This window comes from Leisingera sp. SA32 (assembly GCF_056033425.1).
In genome coordinates, this window is the sequence record NZ_JBVYHB010000011.1 from 81,597 (window position 1) to 98,732 (window position 17,136).

14 protein-coding genes and 2 tRNA genes are annotated in these 17,136 nt (G+C 62.2%); 8 read left to right on the forward strand and 8 right to left on the reverse strand.

Annotated elements, in window-relative coordinates:
• Window positions 1-61: 61 nt before the first annotated feature.
• The 4 genes from AC0IPL_RS15550 to AC0IPL_RS15565 all read right to left on the reverse strand — a co-directional run bounded on the left by AC0IPL_RS15550 (window position 62) and on the right by AC0IPL_RS15565 (window position 4,761).
• Entirely contained in the window at window positions 62-979 is a 918-nt protein-coding gene (locus AC0IPL_RS15550; protein WP_474275443.1) for an ABC transporter permease, read from the reverse strand.
• Window positions 976-2,034, reverse strand: a complete 1,059-nt coding sequence (locus AC0IPL_RS15555) for an ABC transporter permease (RefSeq protein WP_474275444.1) — start codon at window positions 2,032-2,034, stop codon at window positions 976-978. The genes AC0IPL_RS15550 and AC0IPL_RS15555 overlap by 4 nt, the downstream gene beginning before the upstream one ends.
• Before the next feature lies 1 nt (window position 2,035).
• A complete protein-coding gene (locus AC0IPL_RS15560) occupies window positions 2,036-3,631 on the reverse strand; it encodes an ABC transporter substrate-binding protein (RefSeq protein WP_474275445.1) in 1,596 nt (531 codons plus the stop codon).
• Window positions 3,632-3,714: 83 nt separating this feature from the next.
• The gene (locus AC0IPL_RS15565; RefSeq protein ID WP_474275446.1) at window positions 3,715-4,761 is read right to left on the reverse strand and encodes a dipeptidase; all 1,047 of its coding nucleotides are present in this window, start codon (window positions 4,759-4,761) and stop codon (window positions 3,715-3,717) included.
• A gap of 409 nt (window positions 4,762-5,170) precedes the next feature.
• Here AC0IPL_RS15565 and AC0IPL_RS15570 point away from each other — a divergent pair.
• The 8 genes from AC0IPL_RS15570 (at window position 5,171) to AC0IPL_RS15605 (ending at window position 13,608) form a co-directional block, all read left to right on the forward strand.
• Window positions 5,171-5,247 (forward strand) — tRNA-Arg (locus AC0IPL_RS15570).
• A gap of 338 nt (window positions 5,248-5,585) precedes the next feature.
• Window positions 5,586-7,148 carry an ABC transporter substrate-binding protein gene (locus AC0IPL_RS15575; RefSeq protein WP_474275447.1) on the forward strand — a complete coding sequence of 521 codons (1,563 nt, stop codon included), beginning with the start codon at window positions 5,586-5,588 and terminating at the stop codon, window positions 7,146-7,148.
• A gap of 150 nt (window positions 7,149-7,298) precedes the next feature.
• Entirely contained in the window at window positions 7,299-8,279 is a 981-nt protein-coding gene (locus tag AC0IPL_RS15580; RefSeq protein ID WP_474275448.1) for an ABC transporter permease, read from the forward strand.
• Window positions 8,276-9,223 (forward strand): ABC transporter permease, encoded by a 948-nt coding sequence (locus tag AC0IPL_RS15585; protein ID WP_474275449.1) that lies wholly within the window; start codon window positions 8,276-8,278, stop codon window positions 9,221-9,223. The genes AC0IPL_RS15580 and AC0IPL_RS15585 overlap by 4 nt, the downstream gene beginning before the upstream one ends.
• A gap of 4 nt (window positions 9,224-9,227) precedes the next feature.
• A complete protein-coding gene (locus tag AC0IPL_RS15590; protein ID WP_474275450.1) occupies window positions 9,228-10,223 on the forward strand; it encodes an ABC transporter ATP-binding protein in 996 nt (331 codons plus the stop codon).
• Complete coding sequence (locus AC0IPL_RS15595; protein WP_474275451.1) at window positions 10,220-11,263, forward strand: ABC transporter ATP-binding protein; 1,044 nt, start codon at window positions 10,220-10,222, stop codon at window positions 11,261-11,263. Before AC0IPL_RS15590 ends, AC0IPL_RS15595 begins: the two co-directional genes overlap by 4 nt.
• A gap of 14 nt (window positions 11,264-11,277) precedes the next feature.
• Complete coding sequence (locus tag AC0IPL_RS15600) at window positions 11,278-12,198, forward strand: LysR family transcriptional regulator (RefSeq protein WP_474275452.1); 921 nt, start codon at window positions 11,278-11,280, stop codon at window positions 12,196-12,198.
• Window positions 12,199-12,399: 201 nt separating this feature from the next.
• Window positions 12,400-13,608 (forward strand): PAS domain-containing sensor histidine kinase, encoded by a 1,209-nt coding sequence (locus tag AC0IPL_RS15605; protein ID WP_474275453.1) that lies wholly within the window; start codon window positions 12,400-12,402, stop codon window positions 13,606-13,608.
• Between the two features lie 126 nt (window positions 13,609-13,734).
• Here the strand turns inward: AC0IPL_RS15605 and AC0IPL_RS15610 are convergent.
• From AC0IPL_RS15610 to AC0IPL_RS15625, 4 genes are all read right to left on the reverse strand, one after another.
• Window positions 13,735-13,811 (reverse strand) — tRNA-Pro (locus tag AC0IPL_RS15610).
• 173 nt (window positions 13,812-13,984) lie between these two features.
• On the reverse strand, window positions 13,985-15,088 hold the full coding sequence (gene leuB / locus AC0IPL_RS15615; protein WP_474275454.1) for a 3-isopropylmalate dehydrogenase: 1,104 nt from the start codon (window positions 15,086-15,088) through the stop codon (window positions 13,985-13,987).
• 119 nt (window positions 15,089-15,207) lie between these two features.
• Window positions 15,208-16,251, reverse strand: a complete 1,044-nt coding sequence (locus AC0IPL_RS15620; protein ID WP_474275455.1) for an endonuclease/exonuclease/phosphatase family protein — start codon at window positions 16,249-16,251, stop codon at window positions 15,208-15,210.
• Window positions 16,248-17,087 (reverse strand): hypothetical protein, encoded by an 840-nt coding sequence (locus tag AC0IPL_RS15625; protein WP_474275456.1) that lies wholly within the window; start codon window positions 17,085-17,087, stop codon window positions 16,248-16,250. Before AC0IPL_RS15625 ends, AC0IPL_RS15620 begins: the two co-directional genes overlap by 4 nt.
• Window positions 17,088-17,136: the final 49 nt, after the last annotated feature.

Sequence of the window (17,136 nt, forward strand, 5' to 3'; positions counted from 1 at the left end):
TCAAAGATGCCATTGCGGGTGGGGAACTTCACCCAGAGGTTTTTGACGTCCAGAAGCGTGCTCATGAGGTGCTGTCCTTCGGGTCCAAAACGTCGCGCAGCCCGTCACCCAAGAGGTTGAAGGCCAGCGACACGGCAAAGATGGCCAGGCCGGGCATGGTGGCAACCCACCAGTGGTCCAGGATGAAGCGACGCCCCTCGGAGATCATCGCGCCCCATTCCGGGCTGGGCGGTTGTGCCCCAAGACCGAGAAAGCCCAGCCCCGCCGCGGCCAGGATGATACCGGCCATATCCAGGGTCACCCGCACGATCAGCGAGGAGATGCACAGCGGCCAGATGTGTTTGATGATGATGCGGAGTGGCCCGGCACCTTGCAGGCGGATGGCGCTGATGTAATCCGACGAGCGGATGGTCAGCGTCTCGGCCCGCGCCATGCGCGCATAGGGCGGCCAGGCGGTCAGGCTGATCGCCAGTACCGCGTTTTCGATACCGGCGCCCAAAGCCGCGACAAAGGCCAGCGCCAGCACCAGCCGGGGGAACGCCAGAAAGATGTCGGTGATCCGCATCAGTACCAGATCGGTCACACCACCGGCATAGCCCGAGATGGTGCCAACCATCAGCCCTGCGACAGGGGCAATCAGCGCCACCAGGGCGACGATATAGAGGGTGATCCGCGCGCCATGTATCAACCGGCTCAGAATGTCACGGCCCAGCGAATCGGTGCCCAGGATATGACCCTCGGTGCCCAGGGGTTGCAGGCGGTTGCCGAGATCCTGGACAAACGGGTCATGCGGCGCAATCCACGGCGCGAAGGCGGCGATCAGCACCAGGCCCAGGATGATCGCCAGACCCGCCATGGCCATGTGGTTGGATTTCAGCGACAGCCAGCCCTTGTAGGTGGCGGCCCAGCGGGCCTGGCGGCGCGAGGTCGGGGTCTCTGACGTGAGCCAGGCGTGCAGTGATGTGGGTTGACTGCTCATTTGGACCTCGGGTCGAAGATTTTATACAAAAGATCGGAAAAGACGTTCAGGCAGATGAACACCAGGCCCACCACCACCGTGCCGCCCAGCACCGCGTTCATGTCCGCAGACAACAGCGCCGTGGTGATGTAGCTGCCAATGCCCGGCCAGGAGAAGATGATTTCTGTCAGCACCGACCCCTCCAGCAGGTTGGCGTAGGATAGCGCGATGACGGTGATCAGCTGCACCCGAATGTTCCTGAACGCATGGGTCCAGATCACGGCCCATTCGCTCATGCCCTTGACGCGGGCGGTGGTGACATATTCCGCTGACAGCTGTTCCAGCATGAACGACCGGGTCATCCGACTGATATAGGCAAGGCTGTAATAGCCCAGCAGCGACGCCGGCAGGATGATGTGAGAGAACGCGTCCCAGAAGGCGCCCCAATCGCCGGCGATGATTGAATCCAGCAGGATCATGCCGGTGACCGACGGGATCATGTCCTCATAAAAAATGCCCTGTCGCCCCGGTCCGCCGACCCAGCCGAGGATGCCGTAAAACACCAGCAGTCCCATCAGACCCAGCCAGAAGATCGGCATCGAATAGCCCACCAGCGCCACCACGCGCGCAATCTGATCGATCCAGGACCCGCGGCGCACCGCGGCCATGACCCCCAGTGGCACCCCCAGCACACAGCCGATAATGATGCCGATGGTGGCCAGTTCAAGCGTTGCGGGAAAGACGCGGGCGATGTCCTCAGCCACAGGACGCGCGGTCAGCAGCGAGTTTCCGAAATCGCCGCGTAGCACCTCCGCGACATAGTAAAAGAATTGCACGATCAACGGCTTGTCGAGGCCCAGCTCAAGAAAAACCGCATCATATTGTTCCTGGCTGGCGCGTTCACCCACCACGGCCAGAACCGGGTCGATCGGCATCACCCGTCCGATCAGGAAGGTGACAAACAAGAGGCCCAGCATGGTGATGGAAATGGAAAAGAGGGAGACGATCAGCCCTCTGACCCAAGGGGGAAGAGGCAGCCGGGGCTGCCTCTTCACGAAATTGCGTTGCGTTTGCATCTTACTTGGTCACGTCCCAGTAAGCGGCGGAGGTGATCGCCCCGCCGAGGTTCAGGCCTTCGACATTCTCAGCAATGCCCGCTTGCTCCACCTTCTGGAACATGATGGCAAAGGGCGAGGTTTCGCGGAACTCTGCCTGGATGTCCTGATAGAGCTTGGCGCGTTTTTCGGTGTCGCCTTCGACCACCGCGGCGGCGGTCTTTTCGGTCAGCCCGCCGGTGTCCCAGCCGTTGCGCCAGGCCAAGAGGCCGGTGGCGTTGGCTTCATCCGAGTTGTCGGGGTTGTATGCGAAGGTGCCCGCATTGGTCTGCGGATCCGGGTAGTCCGGCCCCCAGGCCCCCAGATAGATGTCCAGCTCGCGGGCGCGGTATTTCCCAAGGATCTGTTTGCCGGTGCCGACTTCCAGGTTCACCTTGATACCCGCCTGGCCGAAGGTGTTCTGCAGTGACTGGGCGATCTCCAGCCGCTCCTGGGCCTCGCGCACGCCGATGGTCAGCTCCATGCCGTCGACGCCTGCCTCTTCCAGCAGCGCCTTGGCCTTGTCCAGGTCCAGCGAGAAGGGGTTTTCGTCCACGGCGCCGAGGTAGGTCTTGGGCAGGAAGTTCTGGTGCTTGACATATGCGCCCTTGAGGAAGCTGTTTTCCATGCCGTCATAGTCGATCAGGTACTTCAGCGCCTGACGGACCTGCGGCTTGGACAGTTCCGGGTGCTTCTGGTTGGCGGAGATATACATCAGACGGCCGCGCATCTCTTCGAGGATCTCGACACCCTCGGCGGCGCGCACGCCTTCCACGTCAGAGGGGTTCAGGTCGCGGGCCACGTCGATGTCACCGCGTTCCAGCATCAGCCGCTGGGTGGCGGATTCCTGCACGTGGCGCACGATCACCCGCTTCATCTCCGGGGCGCCATCGTAGTAATCTTCGTTGGCGGTCAGGGTGACGCTTTCCTTGGGCTTCCAGCTGGCCAGGCTGTAGGGGCCGGACCCGGCCGAGTTGGTAGCCAGCCAGCTGTTGCCCATGTCGCCGTCGACCTCATGTTCCATCACCAGTTTTTCATCGACGATGGCGCCGATGGTGGCGGTCAGGCAGTTCAGTACAAAGGAGGTCGCGTACCGCTTGTCGGTGGTAATTGATACGGTGTTGCCATCTACCACGATGGTTTCATCCACGTTTTCCGGGGTGAAGCCGAACTGGGTGATGATGAAAGACGGCGTTTTGTTCAGCAGGACCGCGCGTTTCAGCGAAAAGGCCACGTCTTCCGCGCGCACCGGGTTGCCGGAATGGAACTTGACGCCTTCGCGCATGGTGAAGGTGATGGTGCGGCCATCCTCCGATACGGTCCAGCTTTCGGCCAGGTCCGGCTGAAAGCCCGCGTCCAGATCGGAGGGGTCAAAGTTGACCAGTTTGCCATAGATGTTGCGGATCACGTCGGCGCCCGCAAATTCAAAGCTTTGAGCCGGATCCAGGGTGGTGATGTCATCGATCCGGTTGGCGATCACCAGCATGTTGTCAGGCGTTGCGGCCAGTGCGGGCATCGCGGTCACCCCCAGGGCAAGCCCCAGGGCGGCGGATCCGAGCAAGCGGTTGAATGCGTTCATTTCAATACTCCCAGTTTTGGTTTTGTTGGTTTTCTTGGTTGTTGGTCTGCCGTATGTCGGCAGTTGGTCCGGCCAGGGGCGGTTCAGGTCCAGGTCTTGTCCAGCACCCGCAGCCAGTTCTGGTGACAAAGCTTGGTCATCAGCCCGTCATCATAGCCATGCGCCTGCATGGCGCGGCGCAGTTTCGGCAGGCCCGCAATGGTGCTGATTTCGGCAGGCACGGTCGCGCCGTCGAAATCCGATCCCATGCCGACCCGGTCCTCTCCCAAAGTGTCGATCAGGTAATCCAGATGTCGGATCATCTGCTCGATCGGCGTGTCGGCCTCCATGCGGCCGTCCTGCCGCAAAAAGGCCACGGCAAAGTTCAGCCCCACCATGCCATCGCTGTCGCGGATCGCATGTAGCTGGCGGTCAGTCAAATTGCGGCTGTGCGGGCTGAGCGCATGGGCGTTGGAATGGGTTGCCACCAGCGGTGCATCGCTGTGTTCGGCCACATCCCAGAACCCCGCCTCGTTCAGATGGGACAGATCAATCATGATCTTCATGTCGTTGCAGGCCTTGATCAGCCGGATGCCGTCCTCTGTCAGTCCCGGACCGGTATCACCGGTCGACGGGTAGCGAAACGGCACCCCGTGGCCAAAGATGGTCGGACGGCTCCAGACCGGGCCGAGCGAGCGCAGACCGGCCGCATGCAGCACCTCCAGCATGTTGAATTCGCGGTCGATTGCTTCGGCGCCTTCCATGTGCATCAGAGCGGCAAGCTTACCCGCGGCCATGGCGGTCCGAATGTCGTCGGTGCTCCGGCAGATGCTGAGCGCGCCGCTGCGGTCCAGGCGCCGCAAAATCGCTGCCTGTGACAGCGCCGCCTGGCTTGCCTCGGTCAGGGCCACCATCTCTGGGAGTGGCAGATCGTAGTTGTCGGACATCATTTCGCGATCATCCAGCGCCTTGTCCGGGCTGGGCACGTAGATGGCAAAGAAACCACCACCGAAGCCACCCGCACGTGCCTTGTGCAGATCAATCTGATTGCCCCCATCGCCGAGAAACCCGTCCGGCCCGGGCGATACGTCCCCGTTGTGAATGCGCAGCAGCAGGTCGTTGTGCCCATCAAAAATCAGGGGGGTCTGCATATGGTTTGTCCATTTCATTCAGTCTGCCGGTCTCGCGGCTGGCCCGGCAAGGCATGGCGAAACGAGCAGTATTTCCAGAATTGCGACACAAAGTCTTACGCAGATCCGAAGGCGGAGCAAGAGAGAGAAAGAACTTGTTAAGCATATCGCGGAATTCACGGGGCATCGCCTCCGCCCGCCGAGAGCGACCGGGTATCGCCACACCAACAGGTTCGACACGGCGGGCGGAGGCCGATAATCAGCAGCGCCTGTGGGCTGCGAACGGCCTAAGATGCCCAAAGAATAGAGCGCTGGCCCAATATCTTGGCGGGCTATGTTTCGCTCGTGTTAGGCGCAGAACAAGAAATGCGGATTGGGGTGTCTTTTGGGCTTGCGACTCTGCCACACTGCGCGTAAACCCCGCCGCAGTGGACCGATAGCTCAGCTGGATAGAGTACTTGACTACGAATCAAGGGGTCGGGGGTTCGAATCCTCCTCGGTCCGCCACTACCTCCCCTTCTGAATAACATCACGCTGGCGGCGCGCCGTGCCTGTGCCGATCTGCGGCCGCAGGGCGGGGAGCTTGCTGCCCCGATGCCAATGTGAGCGGCGATCTCACCCAAGTGACCGGCAAGGTGGGCGCCCGACTTCGCGCCGCGGCTCTGGTTTGCCGCGTTGGTGTTGTGGGGTTTGGCGCGGGCGTCTTGGCAGAACCTTGAAAACAAGCTGTTATTTACGTGCTGCATAGCACCAATGTGCGCTCTGCATACCCTATGCGATATCGGCATTTCACATAATTTGTGCCACGCAGTAGCGTGCCGCCATAATCACAGGGAGTATGCCTAATGACGAAATTTGTCAGAAGCCTGGCGGCCGCGGCCGCTGTGGCGGCGATGGTACCTATGGCCTATGCCGAGACCACGGTACGTGTTGCCTATGACGCAGACCCGGTCTCGCTGGACCCGCATGAGCAGCTGTCGGGCGGCACGTTGCAGATGTCGCACATGGTCTTTGATCCGCTGGTGCGCTGGACGCAGGATCTGCAGTTCGAGGCCCGTCTGGCCGAGAGCTGGGAGCAGATCGACGAAACCACCATGCGCTTCAAGCTGCGCGATGGGGTGACCTTTCACAGCGGCAACGCGCTGACCGCAAAAGATGTCGACTGGACCTTCGATCGTCTGAAGCAGAGCGACGACTTCAAGGGCATTTTCGCCCCTTTCACTGACGTCGAAGTGGTCGATGATCTGACGTTCGACCTCAAGACCTCGGAGCCCTATCCGCTGGTCCTGCACACCGCGACCTACATCTTCCCGATGGACAGCGCCTTTTATTCCGGCTCCACCGATGACGGCAAAGACAAGGGTGAGCTGGTCAAACATGGCGACAGCTATGCCTCGCGCAATGTCTCCGGCACCGGTCCCTTTGTGGTCACCGAGCGTGAGCAGGGCGTGCGCGTCGTGTTCGAGCGTTTCGACGGCTACTGGGACGCCGATGCGGGCAACGTCGACAAGATCGTGCTGACCCCGATCAAGGAAGACCCGACCCGCGTGGCAGCCCTGCTGTCCGGCGACGTGGACTTCATCGCGCCGGTTCCGCCGACCGACCTGAAGCGGGTTGAAAGCGCCGATGGCGTCGAGCTGATCACCATGCCCGGCACCCGCATCATCACTTTCCAGATGAACCAGGACCGGGTTGAGGCCTTCAAGGACGCGCGGGTCCGCAAGGCGATCGACTACGCCGTGAACAACGCAGGCATCGTCGACCGCATCATGCGCGGCTTCGGCACCGTGGGCGGCCAGGCCAGCCCCGAGGGCTACCTGGGCTACAGTGAAGCCTATGCGCCGCGTTACGACCTGGAAAAAGCCAAGGCCCTGATGGCTGAGGCAGGCTATGCCGACGGTTTCTCCATCACCATGATGGCGCCGAACAACCGCTATGTGAACGACGACAAGATCGCCCAGGCGGTGGCCTCGATGCTGGCGCAGATCAACATCAAGGTTGACCTGCAGACCATGCCCAAGGCGCAGTACTGGCCGACCTTCGACGAGCGCGCGGCGGACATGATGATGATCGGCTGGCACGCGGACACCGAGGATTCGGCCAACTTCCACCAGTTCCTGACCGCCTGCCCCGACAAGGAAACCGGCAACGGCCAGTACAACTCGGGCAACTACTGCAACGAGGAAGCTGACAAGCTGATGAACCAGGCGAACGCGGAAACCGATCCGGACAAGCGCGCCGAGCTGCTGCAGAAGCTGGAAGGCATCCTGTATGAAGAGGCCGCCTTTATCCCGCTGCACTGGCAGAACCTGGCCTGGGGCGCCAAATCCGGCATGAACGCGGCAGAGATCGTGAACGCGCTGAACTTCCCCTATTTCGGTGACCTCGTCGTCGAATCCGGCAGCTAAACCGGACACATACAACACACACCGGGGCGGCGTACTTGCCGCCCCGGCCACCCAGCCAGAAGAACTGCAGCCACCGGGCTGCGCGTGCGGGTAGATGGCCCCTTGGGACTGCCGCCTGCATGCTGAACAATTTCTACAAAGGTCAGGAAGATGTTTGCCTATCTCGCCAAGCGAGTGATTCAGGCGGTTGCGGTGATGTTCGTCATCTCGCTGATCGCCTTTGCCATCCAGGGCAACCTGGGCGACCCGCTGCGTGAGCTGGTCGGCCAGTCCGTCTCTGAGGAAGTGCGCCAGCAGCTGCGCGATGAGTTGGGGCTGAATGACAGCTTCGTGACCCAATACCTGCGGTTTGCCGGCAATGCCCTGCAGGGCGATCTCGGCACCTCGTATTTCTTCAAGGAACCGGCCCTGGACGTGATCCTGAAGAAACTGCCTGCCACGCTGGAGCTGGTGTTCGGCGCAACGCTGATCATCATCGGCTTCTCGGTGCCGCTGGGCGTCTATACCGCGATCAAACCGGACAGCATCATCAGCCGCATCATCATGGGACTGTCGATCGTCGGCATCTCGATCCCGGTGTTCCTGACCGCGATTCTGATGATCTTTGTGTTCTCGGTGGAATACGGCTGGCTGCCCTCCTACGGGCGCGGCGACACCGTGCATGTCTGGGGCTATTGGGAGACCAATTTTGCCACTGCCGACGGCTGGACCCACATCATCCTGCCCTCCTTCGCGCTGGCGTCGATCATGCTGCCGCTGTTCGTGCGGCTGATCCGGGCCGAGATGATGGAAGTGCTGCAGTCGGAATACGTGAAATACGCCAAGGCCAAGGGCATCCGGCCGTGGCGGATCTACTTTGTGCACGCGCTGAAGAACACGCTGCTGCCGGTGATCACCGTGGGCGGTGTGCAGATCGGCACCATGGTGGCCTACACCATCCTGACCGAGACCGTGTTCCAGTGGCCGGGCATGGGCTTCATGTTCCTTGAGGCGGTGAACCGCGTCGATACCCCGCTGATCGTGGCCTATCTGATCGTCGTGGGTTTCATCTTTGTGGTCACCAACACCGTGGTCGACCTGATCTACGGCCTGGTCAACCCGACCGTGAACATCGCGAGGATGGGCGCATGAGCGAGACAGTGATACCCAACCCCCGCCCGTCGCGCTGGTCGCGGATGTGGAATTCCAACATGGGCTACAGCTTCCGCCGCAATCCGGTGGCGGTGGTCAGCATGATCGTCTTCTTGACGATCGCCACTGCCGCGTTTCTGGCGCCGGTGATTGCCCCTTATGATCCGTATGATCCCGGCTCCATCGACATCATGAACTCGGAGTATCCGCCAATCTGGGTTGATGGCGCGCTGCCCGAATTTATGCTGGGCACCGATGATCAGGGCCGCGATTTGTGGTCCACCATTTTGTATGGCACGCGCCTGTCGCTGCTGATCGGCATCTGCGCTGTTGGCTTGCAGGCCTTTCTCGGTATTTCCATCGGGCTGCTCGCCGGTTACGTCGGCGGTCGCCTCGACAGCCTGCTGATGCGGCTGGCCGACATCCAGCTGTCCTTCTCGACGCTGATGGTGGCGATCATCTTCCTTGCGGTCACGCAAGCAATGTTTGGTTCCGACACCTTCAACCGCTATGCGGTGGTGTTTCTGATTGCAGTGATCGGGGTGGCGGAATGGCCGCAATACGCCCGCACCGTGCGCGCCACCGTGCTGGCCGAGAAGAAGAAGGAATACGTCGACAGCGCCCGCGTTCTGGGCTTTGGACCGATGCGCATCATGGTGCGGCATATCCTGCCGAACTCGCTGTCGCCGATTTTCGTGATTTCCACCGTGCAGGTCGCCAATGCGATCATCTCCGAAGCCTCGCTGTCCTTCCTGGGCCTCGGCATGCCGCCCAGCCAGCCGTCGCTGGGCTCGCTGATTTCCTCCGGCTTCGATTACATCTTCTCGGGCAGCTGGTGGATCACCGCCATTCCCGGTGTGGTGCTGGTGGTGCTGGTGCTGGTCATCAACCTGCTGGGCGACTGGATGCGCGATGTCCTGAACCCAAAACTGTATAAGGGGTGACGTGATGAGCCTTCTTTCCGTACGTGACCTGACCGTGAAATTCGCCATGCGCGACCAGACGGTGACCGCGCTGAACGGCATTTCCTTTGACCTGGCCAAGGGCGAGCGTCTGGGGATTGTCGGCGAAAGCGGCGCCGGCAAGTCGATCACCGGCTTTTCGCTGATGAACCTGCTAAGCCGCCCCGGATTTATCGACAGCGGCAAGATCGAGTTCGAGGGCGAGGATGTCGTCAAGATGTCCGACAAACGCCTGCGCGACATGCGCGGCAACCGCATGGCGATGATCTTCCAGGATCCGATGGTGACGCTGAACCCGGTGCTGACCATCGGCCAGCAGATGGTTGAGACCCTGATGGCGCACCGCAAGCTCAGCCGTGAAGAAGCGCGACAGATCGCCATCGTCAAGCTGCGCGAGGTTTATATCCCCTCGCCAGAGGAGCGCCTGGACCAATACCCGCACGAGCTGTCCGGCGGCATGCGCCAGCGGATCATCATCGCCATCGCACTGCTGTTGGATCCGCAGCTGATCATCGCGGATGAACCGACGACGGCGCTGGATGTGACCATTCAGGCCGACATCATGGAACTGCTACTGGAGCTGTGCCAGTCCAACCAGGTGGGGCTGATCCTGATCACCCACGACCTGGGCGTGGTCAGTCAGATGACTGAACGCACGCTGGTGATGTATGCGGGCCGTATCATCGAACAGGGCAAGACCCGCGAGATCATCAATGATCCGCAGCACCCCTATACCCAGGGGCTGATCAATGCGCTGCCGCAGCAGACGGTGCCAGGCCAGCGGTTGAAGCAGATCCCCGGCAACATGCCGGGCCTCGCCAGCATCCCCACCGGCTGCGCCTTCAACCCGCGCTGCAAATACGCCACCGACCTGTGCCGCAGCCAGATCCCGGAGGTGGTGCAATACGGTGACCTCAAGGTGGCCTGCCATGAAGTGCAGCGCCTGCAATCAGACGATGACCGCCAGGAGGTTCGCGCATGACGGACACCAAGACAGACACACCGCTGCTGGACATCCGCAACCTGGAAAAACGGTTCGACCTCGACCACGGGCTGCTTGAGACACTGAAGTTCCGGCAGGGAAAATTCGTCCGCGAAACCCGCTCGGTGCACGCGGTCAACAATATCTCGCTACAGGCCCGCAAGGGCGAAGCGCTGTGCGTGGTGGGCGAATCGGGCTGCGGTAAATCCACCGTGGCACGGCTGGTTGCTGGTCTGCTGAAACCCTCGGCGGGCGAAATCCATTACGACGGCCAGCGCACCGACACCCTGTCACGGGGCGGCATCCAGCCTCTGCGCAAGAAGATCCAGATGATCTTCCAGAATCCCTATGCCTCGCTCAATCCGCGCATGACAATCCGGCAGGCGCTGGAGGAACCCGTGCGCCACCACAACCCCGGTGCCTCCGCCGCCGAGGTGCGCGACAAGGTGACCGAGGTGATGCTGTCGGTGGGCGTGGATCCCAGTTGGGCCAAACGCTACCCGCATGAGTTCTCCGGCGGCCAGCGTCAGCGCATTGCGATTGCCCGCGCCCTGACGGTGGACCCGGAATTCATCATCGCGGATGAGCCGATCAGCGCGCTGGACGTGTCCATCCAGGCGCAGGTGCTGAACCTGATGCTGGAGGCCAAGGAAAGCCGCGGTCTGACCTATCTGTTCATCACCCACGACCTGAGCGTGGTGGAGCATTTTGGCACGCGGGTTGCGGTGCTTTACCTCGGGTCGGTTTGTGAGGTTGCGGATACGGCGACGTTGTTCTCCAACCCCAAACACCCTTATACTCGGGCCTTGCTGTCCGCGGTGCCGCAGCTGAAGGACGACCGGCCGAACCACATCCGTCTCAAGGGGGAGATCCCGACGCCGATCAACCTGCCGAAGGGCTGCCCGTTCCAAAGCCGCTGTGCCTTCGCGGATGCACGTTGTAAAAGTGAAAAGCCGAGCGTCATTCACCAGCCCGACGGCAGCATGGTCGCGTGCCACGCCGTCGAGGAAAACAGGCTGGACGAGATGGCAACCGGCTAGGACGGGACGCCCAGTTGGACATCATCTGGCTCAAAGATTTTGAAGCTCTGGTCGCGTGCAAGAATTTCTCGCGCGCGGCCGAGGAACGCAATGTCAGTCAACCTGCCTTCTCCCGTCGGATCCGGGCGCTGGAGAATGAGATTGGCGTGCGTCTGATCAACCGCGAGACCTTGCCGTTGACGCTGACCCCGGCAGGCGAGGTGTTCCTGTCGCAGTCGCGCATCATGCTGCGCACCTATGAAGAGACCATCGAGCGCTGCCAGACCATTGATGCCGCGGGCGAACACGTGATCCGCTTTGCCGCCTCGCAGTCACTGTACATGACCCATTACAAGACCCTCATCGCCCCCCTGATCAGCGAGGACGGGCTGGAGACGGATTTAAACTCCACCTCCTGGGCGGCGGATCAATTCGTCAGCGCGCTACAGCAGGGCTATTGCGATGTGATCCTGACCTATTGGCACCCGTCGATGGACTTTCTCGGCCCGCTGGAGGTCGCCAATTTCGAGTATCTGACCCTGTCAACCGACCGATACGTCCCGGTCTCGCGCACCCTGCCGGATGGCACCCCGGAATTTCGCTTCTCGGCTGCAGGCAAGGAGGCGGTGCCACTGTTGTCCTATGGCGCCGTGTCGGCGCTACGCTCGGTGCAGGATTTCGCGCTGGGACAGCTTTTGCCCCGGCAGAAAGTCTTTGTGGTCAATCAGAATGCGCTCGCCAACAGCGTCAAGGCGATGATCGAGGAGGGCTTTGGCATGGGCTGGCTGCCACTGAGCCTCTGCCGCCGCGAGATCGGCACGGGCCGTTTTGCTGTCGTCGATGACCGCCTCTCCACGGATCTTGAGATCCGGCTCTATCGTGATCCGCGCAGCACCAAGCCAACCCTGGATATGTTGTGGCAGCAATTGCGGCAGGCTGCGGTGAATGCCGCATGATGTGGGGCGGGTCAGCCATGCGAGCGCCGCCGCCCGGTTGGCGCTGGCCCGCCGAACGTAAAATTCTACCTTGGATTGATCTGGTCCGTTTCGTATAAATCTGGCATTGCTAGGAGGGGCGCGGCGAACAGCACCCCGGCGTTGCTGAGCCTGGCGCGCCCCGCATCCGGCGTAGCGGGTGTCCAGCAAGGGTGGATCCGAATGCACTATCTCAAGCAAGAGCTGTACGACCTGGTCAAACGCGAAGATACGATCTTTGAGTTCTTGCAGGTCGCGTCGTTGGACGGGCTGTGGTACTGGGACCTGGAAAATCCTGAACATGAGTGGATGAGCCCCGAGTTCTGGCGCCTGTTCGGCATCGACCCCACCACCAGGCAGCACCGGGCCGAGGAGTGGCAGGATCTTATCCACCCCGACGATCTGGCGCTGGCACTGGACAATTTCAACAAGCACCTCGCCGATCCCGATCACCCTTATGACCAGATCGTCCGCTACCGCCACGCCCGTGGCCATATGGTCACCGTACGCTGCCGCGGCTTGGCCATACGGGACGAAACCGGCAAACCGGTGCGGATGTTGGGGGCGCATAATGACCTGACCCAGCTGCGCGCAAGCGAAGCCAGCGAGGCGCGCTTTGGCGAGCTGAACAAACTGCTCGCCGACGAGGTGGTGCGGGCCAATTCTGCGGTGGAGGCCCGAACCGTCTTTCTGGCCACTATGAGCCACGAAATCCGCACGCCGCTGAATGTGATTCTGGGCCTGTTCCATCTGATCAAGACCGATGCCACGACCTCTGACAAGACGCGTGAACGGGCGGACGTTGGCCATCGCGCGGCGGAGCAGCTGCTGGCGCAGCTGGTCAACGTGCTGGAGGCCGCCCGGTTGGACTCGGATGCCCTCAAATGGACCCCGCGCCCGGTCATGGTGCAGGATCTGGCCCTGCAATGGCGCGAGGCACTGACCGCCAACAGCAGCCGGTACGGCAAGCCGCTCAAGACCTCGGTCGAGGTGGAAAAAAGCGTTCCGCCACAGGTGGTTCTGGACAGCGGAAAGGTGACGCAAGTGGTCAACAACCTAGCCGACAATGCGGTGAAGTTCACTGACAGAGGGCAGGTCTGCATTCACCTCGATTACCAGTCCTCGCAACCGTTGCCGATCCGGATCACAGTGTTGGACACCGGGCCGGGCATTGCCAATAGCGACCGGGAGCAGGTCTTCGAGCGGTTCACCCAGCTGGAAATGGCCCGCAAGCAGCATCGCGGAGGGTCCGGGCTGGGGCTGTCAATCTGCCGCGAACTGGCGGCGCTGATGGGGGGCAAGCTGGAGATTTTGGATGAGGCCCCCGATGGGTACAGCCTGGCGGTCCGCGTTCTGCTGCCGGAGCCCGAGGCCGACGTGGAAACCTGCTAGCGGCCGACCGGCGGCGGCTTCAAGATGGGCGCACGCGGTGAAAGCATGTGTCCTGCAGGGGAGGGCAACCGCCCGCCAAGACCGCAGTGGCGACAAAAAAAGACGCCCGAAGGCGCCTTGTTTTATTGGTCGGAGCGAGAGGATTCGAACCTCCGGCCCCTGCCTCCCGAAGACAGTGCTCTACCAGGCTGAGCTACGCTCCGACCGTGGAGGGCGAAATAGCTCAGCCCGCGGGGTTTGACAAGGGTGATTTGTCAGAAACATGCCAAATCCAGCAAAAGATCTCACCACGTGGCGCCGCTGGCCGTGGGATCGAAAAAGCCCCGCGCCGGTGACCGGGCGGGGCGTTCTTGCCGTCTTGGAAAAGCTCAGCCTATCAGAGGCTTGCCTCGAGTGCCGCAACGATTGCATCGCCCATTTCGGCGGTGGAGACAGGCTCCACACCTTCTTCGCCCAGAAGGTCCGCGGTGCGCACGCCATCGGCCAGCACCTTCTCGACAGCGGCTTCCAGGCGTGCCGCCTCGTCGCCCTGATCAAAGCTGTACCGCAACGCCATCGCAAAGCTCAGGATACAGGCGATCGGGTTGGCTTTGCCCTGGCCCGCGATATCGGGCGCAGAGCCGTGTACGGGTTCGTACAGGGCCTTGGGGCGACCATTGGCCATCGGTGCGCCCAGGCTGGCGGAGGGCAGCATGCCCAGGGATCCGGTCAGCATCGCGGCGCAGTCGGACAGGATGTCGCCGAACAGGTTGTCGGTCAGGATCACGTCGAACTGCTTGGGGGCGCGGACCAGCTGCATGGCGCCGTTGTCGGCGTACATGTGCGACAGTTCGACTTCCGGATAGTCGGCACCGACGCGGGTCACAACCTCGCGCCACAGGATGCCGGATTCCATCACGTTGGCCTTTTCCATGGAACACAGTTTCTTGTTCCGGCGCATCGCCAGTTCAAACGCCGACCGTGCGGCGCGTTCGATTTCGCTTTCGGTGTAGCGCTGGGTGTTGATGCCGACGCGTTCGTTGCCTTCCTCGAAGATGCCGCGCGGCTCGCCAAAGTAGACGCCCGAAGTCAGCTCGCGGACGATGACGATGTCGAGCCCCGCGACGATGTCTTTCTTCAGCGACGAGAAATCCGCCAGCGCATCAAAGCACTGCGCCGGGCGCAGGTTGGAATAGAGGTCCATTTCCTTGCGCAGGCGCAGCAGGCCGCGTTCCGGTTTAACAGAGAAATCCAGCGCGTCGTATTTCGGGCCGCCCACAGCGCCCAGCAGCACCGCATCCACATCCTGCGCCTTGGCCATGGTCTCGTCCGCCAGCGGCACACCATGCGTGTCATAGGCGGCGCCGCCGACCAGATCCTCGCTCACGTCGAACTGCAGATCGCGCTTGTCGCCGAACCAGGAGATGACCTTGCGCACCTCGGTCATGACTTCGGGGCCGATCCCGTCGCCAGGCAGAATGAGAATCGATGAGTTGGGCATGGATATCCTCCTAAAATCAGCTGCCACGGGCCTAGCGGCCCTGTTGGGCAGGGTCAAGAATGCGCCGCCGCAATAGCATGTTTCGCCGACTATTCGTGCGCCTGGGCCAGCGCATTTCGTTATGGCAGGACGATGTCCACCCAGACCAGCCGGTGGCGGCTGGCCTGCGCGGCGGGGTGGTCGGCGCCATCGGGCCAGTGCACGCCCGCACCGGTGATGTGCAGTTCGGCCGAGGGCAGCACGTAGTCGACCCGCATCTGGCCCGCGCTTTGCCAGTCGACGGTCGCGGTGCCTGCCTGTGGGCTGCTTGGTTTCGGATCTTGCAGGCGCGGGTCGCTCAGCAGGTCACGGATCGCGGATTTCGATCCTGCGCCGCGGTGCGGGTCCAGGTTGGCATCGCCGATAATTACAAAGGGCGGCTGCGGCGCGGGACCGAGGTCTGCGTCCAGAAGCCGTTGCCACAGCCGGATTTCATCGTGATTGCGTTTGCCGTTGCGGTCTTCGGGTCCGTCAAATACGGGCGGCGTCGCATGAAAGGCCAGGACATGCAGGCGTGTGCCGTCGGGCAGCCTCAGGGGGACCTGCCAGTGCCCGGTGTCGGACAGCCGTTGAACCGCCTGTGCATCGGAGCTGGGGAAGGGGCGGCCGTCCGGGTGGCTGGGCAGCTGCGCCTGCGGCAGCTGTCGCCACAAAAGGTGCGAGAAATCGCGCACCGCGTCCGCTTCGATTGGCAGTTTGGACAGCAATGCCATGCCGCCCTGACCGCGGAACCGGCCATAGCCCTGATTGTCCCCCGGCCCGCCGGTCCGGCCGTCGCCATCCAGATCCAGCGGCTGCGGCGGCGGAAGGCCCGCGTTGGGTTGCAATGACAGCAGATAGGGGTACGCCGCTCCGGCCTCTGCCAACCTCTGGCGGAGCGAGTGCATGGCACGGTTCTCGAAATCCCAGTCGATGCCTTGCAACAGCAGCACGTCGGCCTCTGCGGCGACGATGACCTCGATCACCGCAGCGATCTGGGGATCGTCGCCGCGCTCGATATCGCGCAGGAGCAAGCCTGGCCCCTTGCGCGAGAGTTCCGTATTGAAGCTGGCAACGCGCAACGGCTGCGCGAGGCATGGTACGGCGGCGAGCAACAGCAGGAAAGCTGTCGCCAGCACCCTCATGCGGTCTGCAGCGCCTCTTGGTCCGCCTCATGCAGGGCGGCGCGGCGCTTTTGTGCAATCAACCCGGCAATACGCAGAATCGCCATGCCGCGCATCACCATCGACGCGGGCACCAGCGCCCAGCCGCCGACCAGCCAGATCAGCAGCAGCGGAGATGTCAGCAGGGCGGTTCCGATCCATCCCGCCGTCAGCTGCACCGCGGCGGGCAGGCCGAAAGGCAGCAGAACGCCGACGATGATATTGATCCGCGCGTCCCGCTGGAGGCGCTGCACCACGTCGCCGCCGGTGGTGGGATCAAACAGGGGCAGGTTGATCCAGACATTGAACGGCCCATTGCCGACCGGCCAGTGGCCGACCCGGATCACGATGGCAAACAGTCCGGTGGCTGCGGTTGCCAGCGTTGCGGCCAGCGCCGCCGCATCCCGCACCTGAACAACTGTGGCGACCGGCAGTTCTGGCGGCAGCATCAGCATCGTCAGCTGCACGGGGGAATAGGCAAAATCCAGCTGGCCGCCCAGCCAGCCTGCCAGTTGCTGCACCAACGCCGTCAGCCCGGTGGGAGCCAACGGATGTGCCATGAGCAGGCTGAGCCCGCCGATGACAGCCACCGCCATGGCAAAGCGCAGCCGGTTGATGGGCGGGGCGTTGCGAAATTCGACAAAACTGGGGAAATGGGCCGCGTATTCGGTGACCACCAGCGCGGCGGCGAGCAGCGCGATGAACAGGGTAACCTCTGGTGAGCTGGTAACGCCCGCGGGCAGAACCAGCGCCGGCATCGCAAACAGCAGTGCCACCATTATGCCACGGAAAACCGCGCCTGTGATGCGTGCAATCACGTCCGTCATCCCTTCAAGCCGGAGTGGGCGTTGGTGCCTCTGCTTCCAG

Coding starts and splice junctions, on each gene's coding strand:
- AC0IPL_RS15550 (WP_474275443.1), bottom strand. CDS start 979: ATGAGCAGTCAACCCACATCACTGCACGCCTGGCTCACGTCAGAGACC.
- AC0IPL_RS15555 (WP_474275444.1), bottom strand. CDS start 2,034: ATGCAAACGCAACGCAATTTCGTGAAGAGGCAGCCCCGGCTGCCTCTT.
- AC0IPL_RS15560 (WP_474275445.1), bottom strand. CDS start 3,631: ATGAACGCATTCAACCGCTTGCTCGGATCCGCCGCCCTGGGGCTTGCC.
- AC0IPL_RS15565 (WP_474275446.1), bottom strand. CDS start 4,761: ATGCAGACCCCCCTGATTTTTGATGGGCACAACGACCTGCTGCTGCGC.
- AC0IPL_RS15575 (WP_474275447.1), top strand. CDS start 5,586: ATGACGAAATTTGTCAGAAGCCTGGCGGCCGCGGCCGCTGTGGCGGCG.
- AC0IPL_RS15580 (WP_474275448.1), top strand. CDS start 7,299: ATGTTTGCCTATCTCGCCAAGCGAGTGATTCAGGCGGTTGCGGTGATG.
- AC0IPL_RS15585 (WP_474275449.1), top strand. CDS start 8,276: ATGAGCGAGACAGTGATACCCAACCCCCGCCCGTCGCGCTGGTCGCGG.
- AC0IPL_RS15590 (WP_474275450.1), top strand. CDS start 9,228: ATGAGCCTTCTTTCCGTACGTGACCTGACCGTGAAATTCGCCATGCGC.
- AC0IPL_RS15595 (WP_474275451.1), top strand. CDS start 10,220: ATGACGGACACCAAGACAGACACACCGCTGCTGGACATCCGCAACCTG.
- AC0IPL_RS15605 (WP_474275453.1), top strand. CDS start 12,400: ATGCACTATCTCAAGCAAGAGCTGTACGACCTGGTCAAACGCGAAGAT.
- leuB (WP_474275454.1), bottom strand. CDS start 15,088: ATGCCCAACTCATCGATTCTCATTCTGCCTGGCGACGGGATCGGCCCC.
- AC0IPL_RS15620 (WP_474275455.1), bottom strand. CDS start 16,251: ATGAGGGTGCTGGCGACAGCTTTCCTGCTGTTGCTCGCCGCCGTACCA.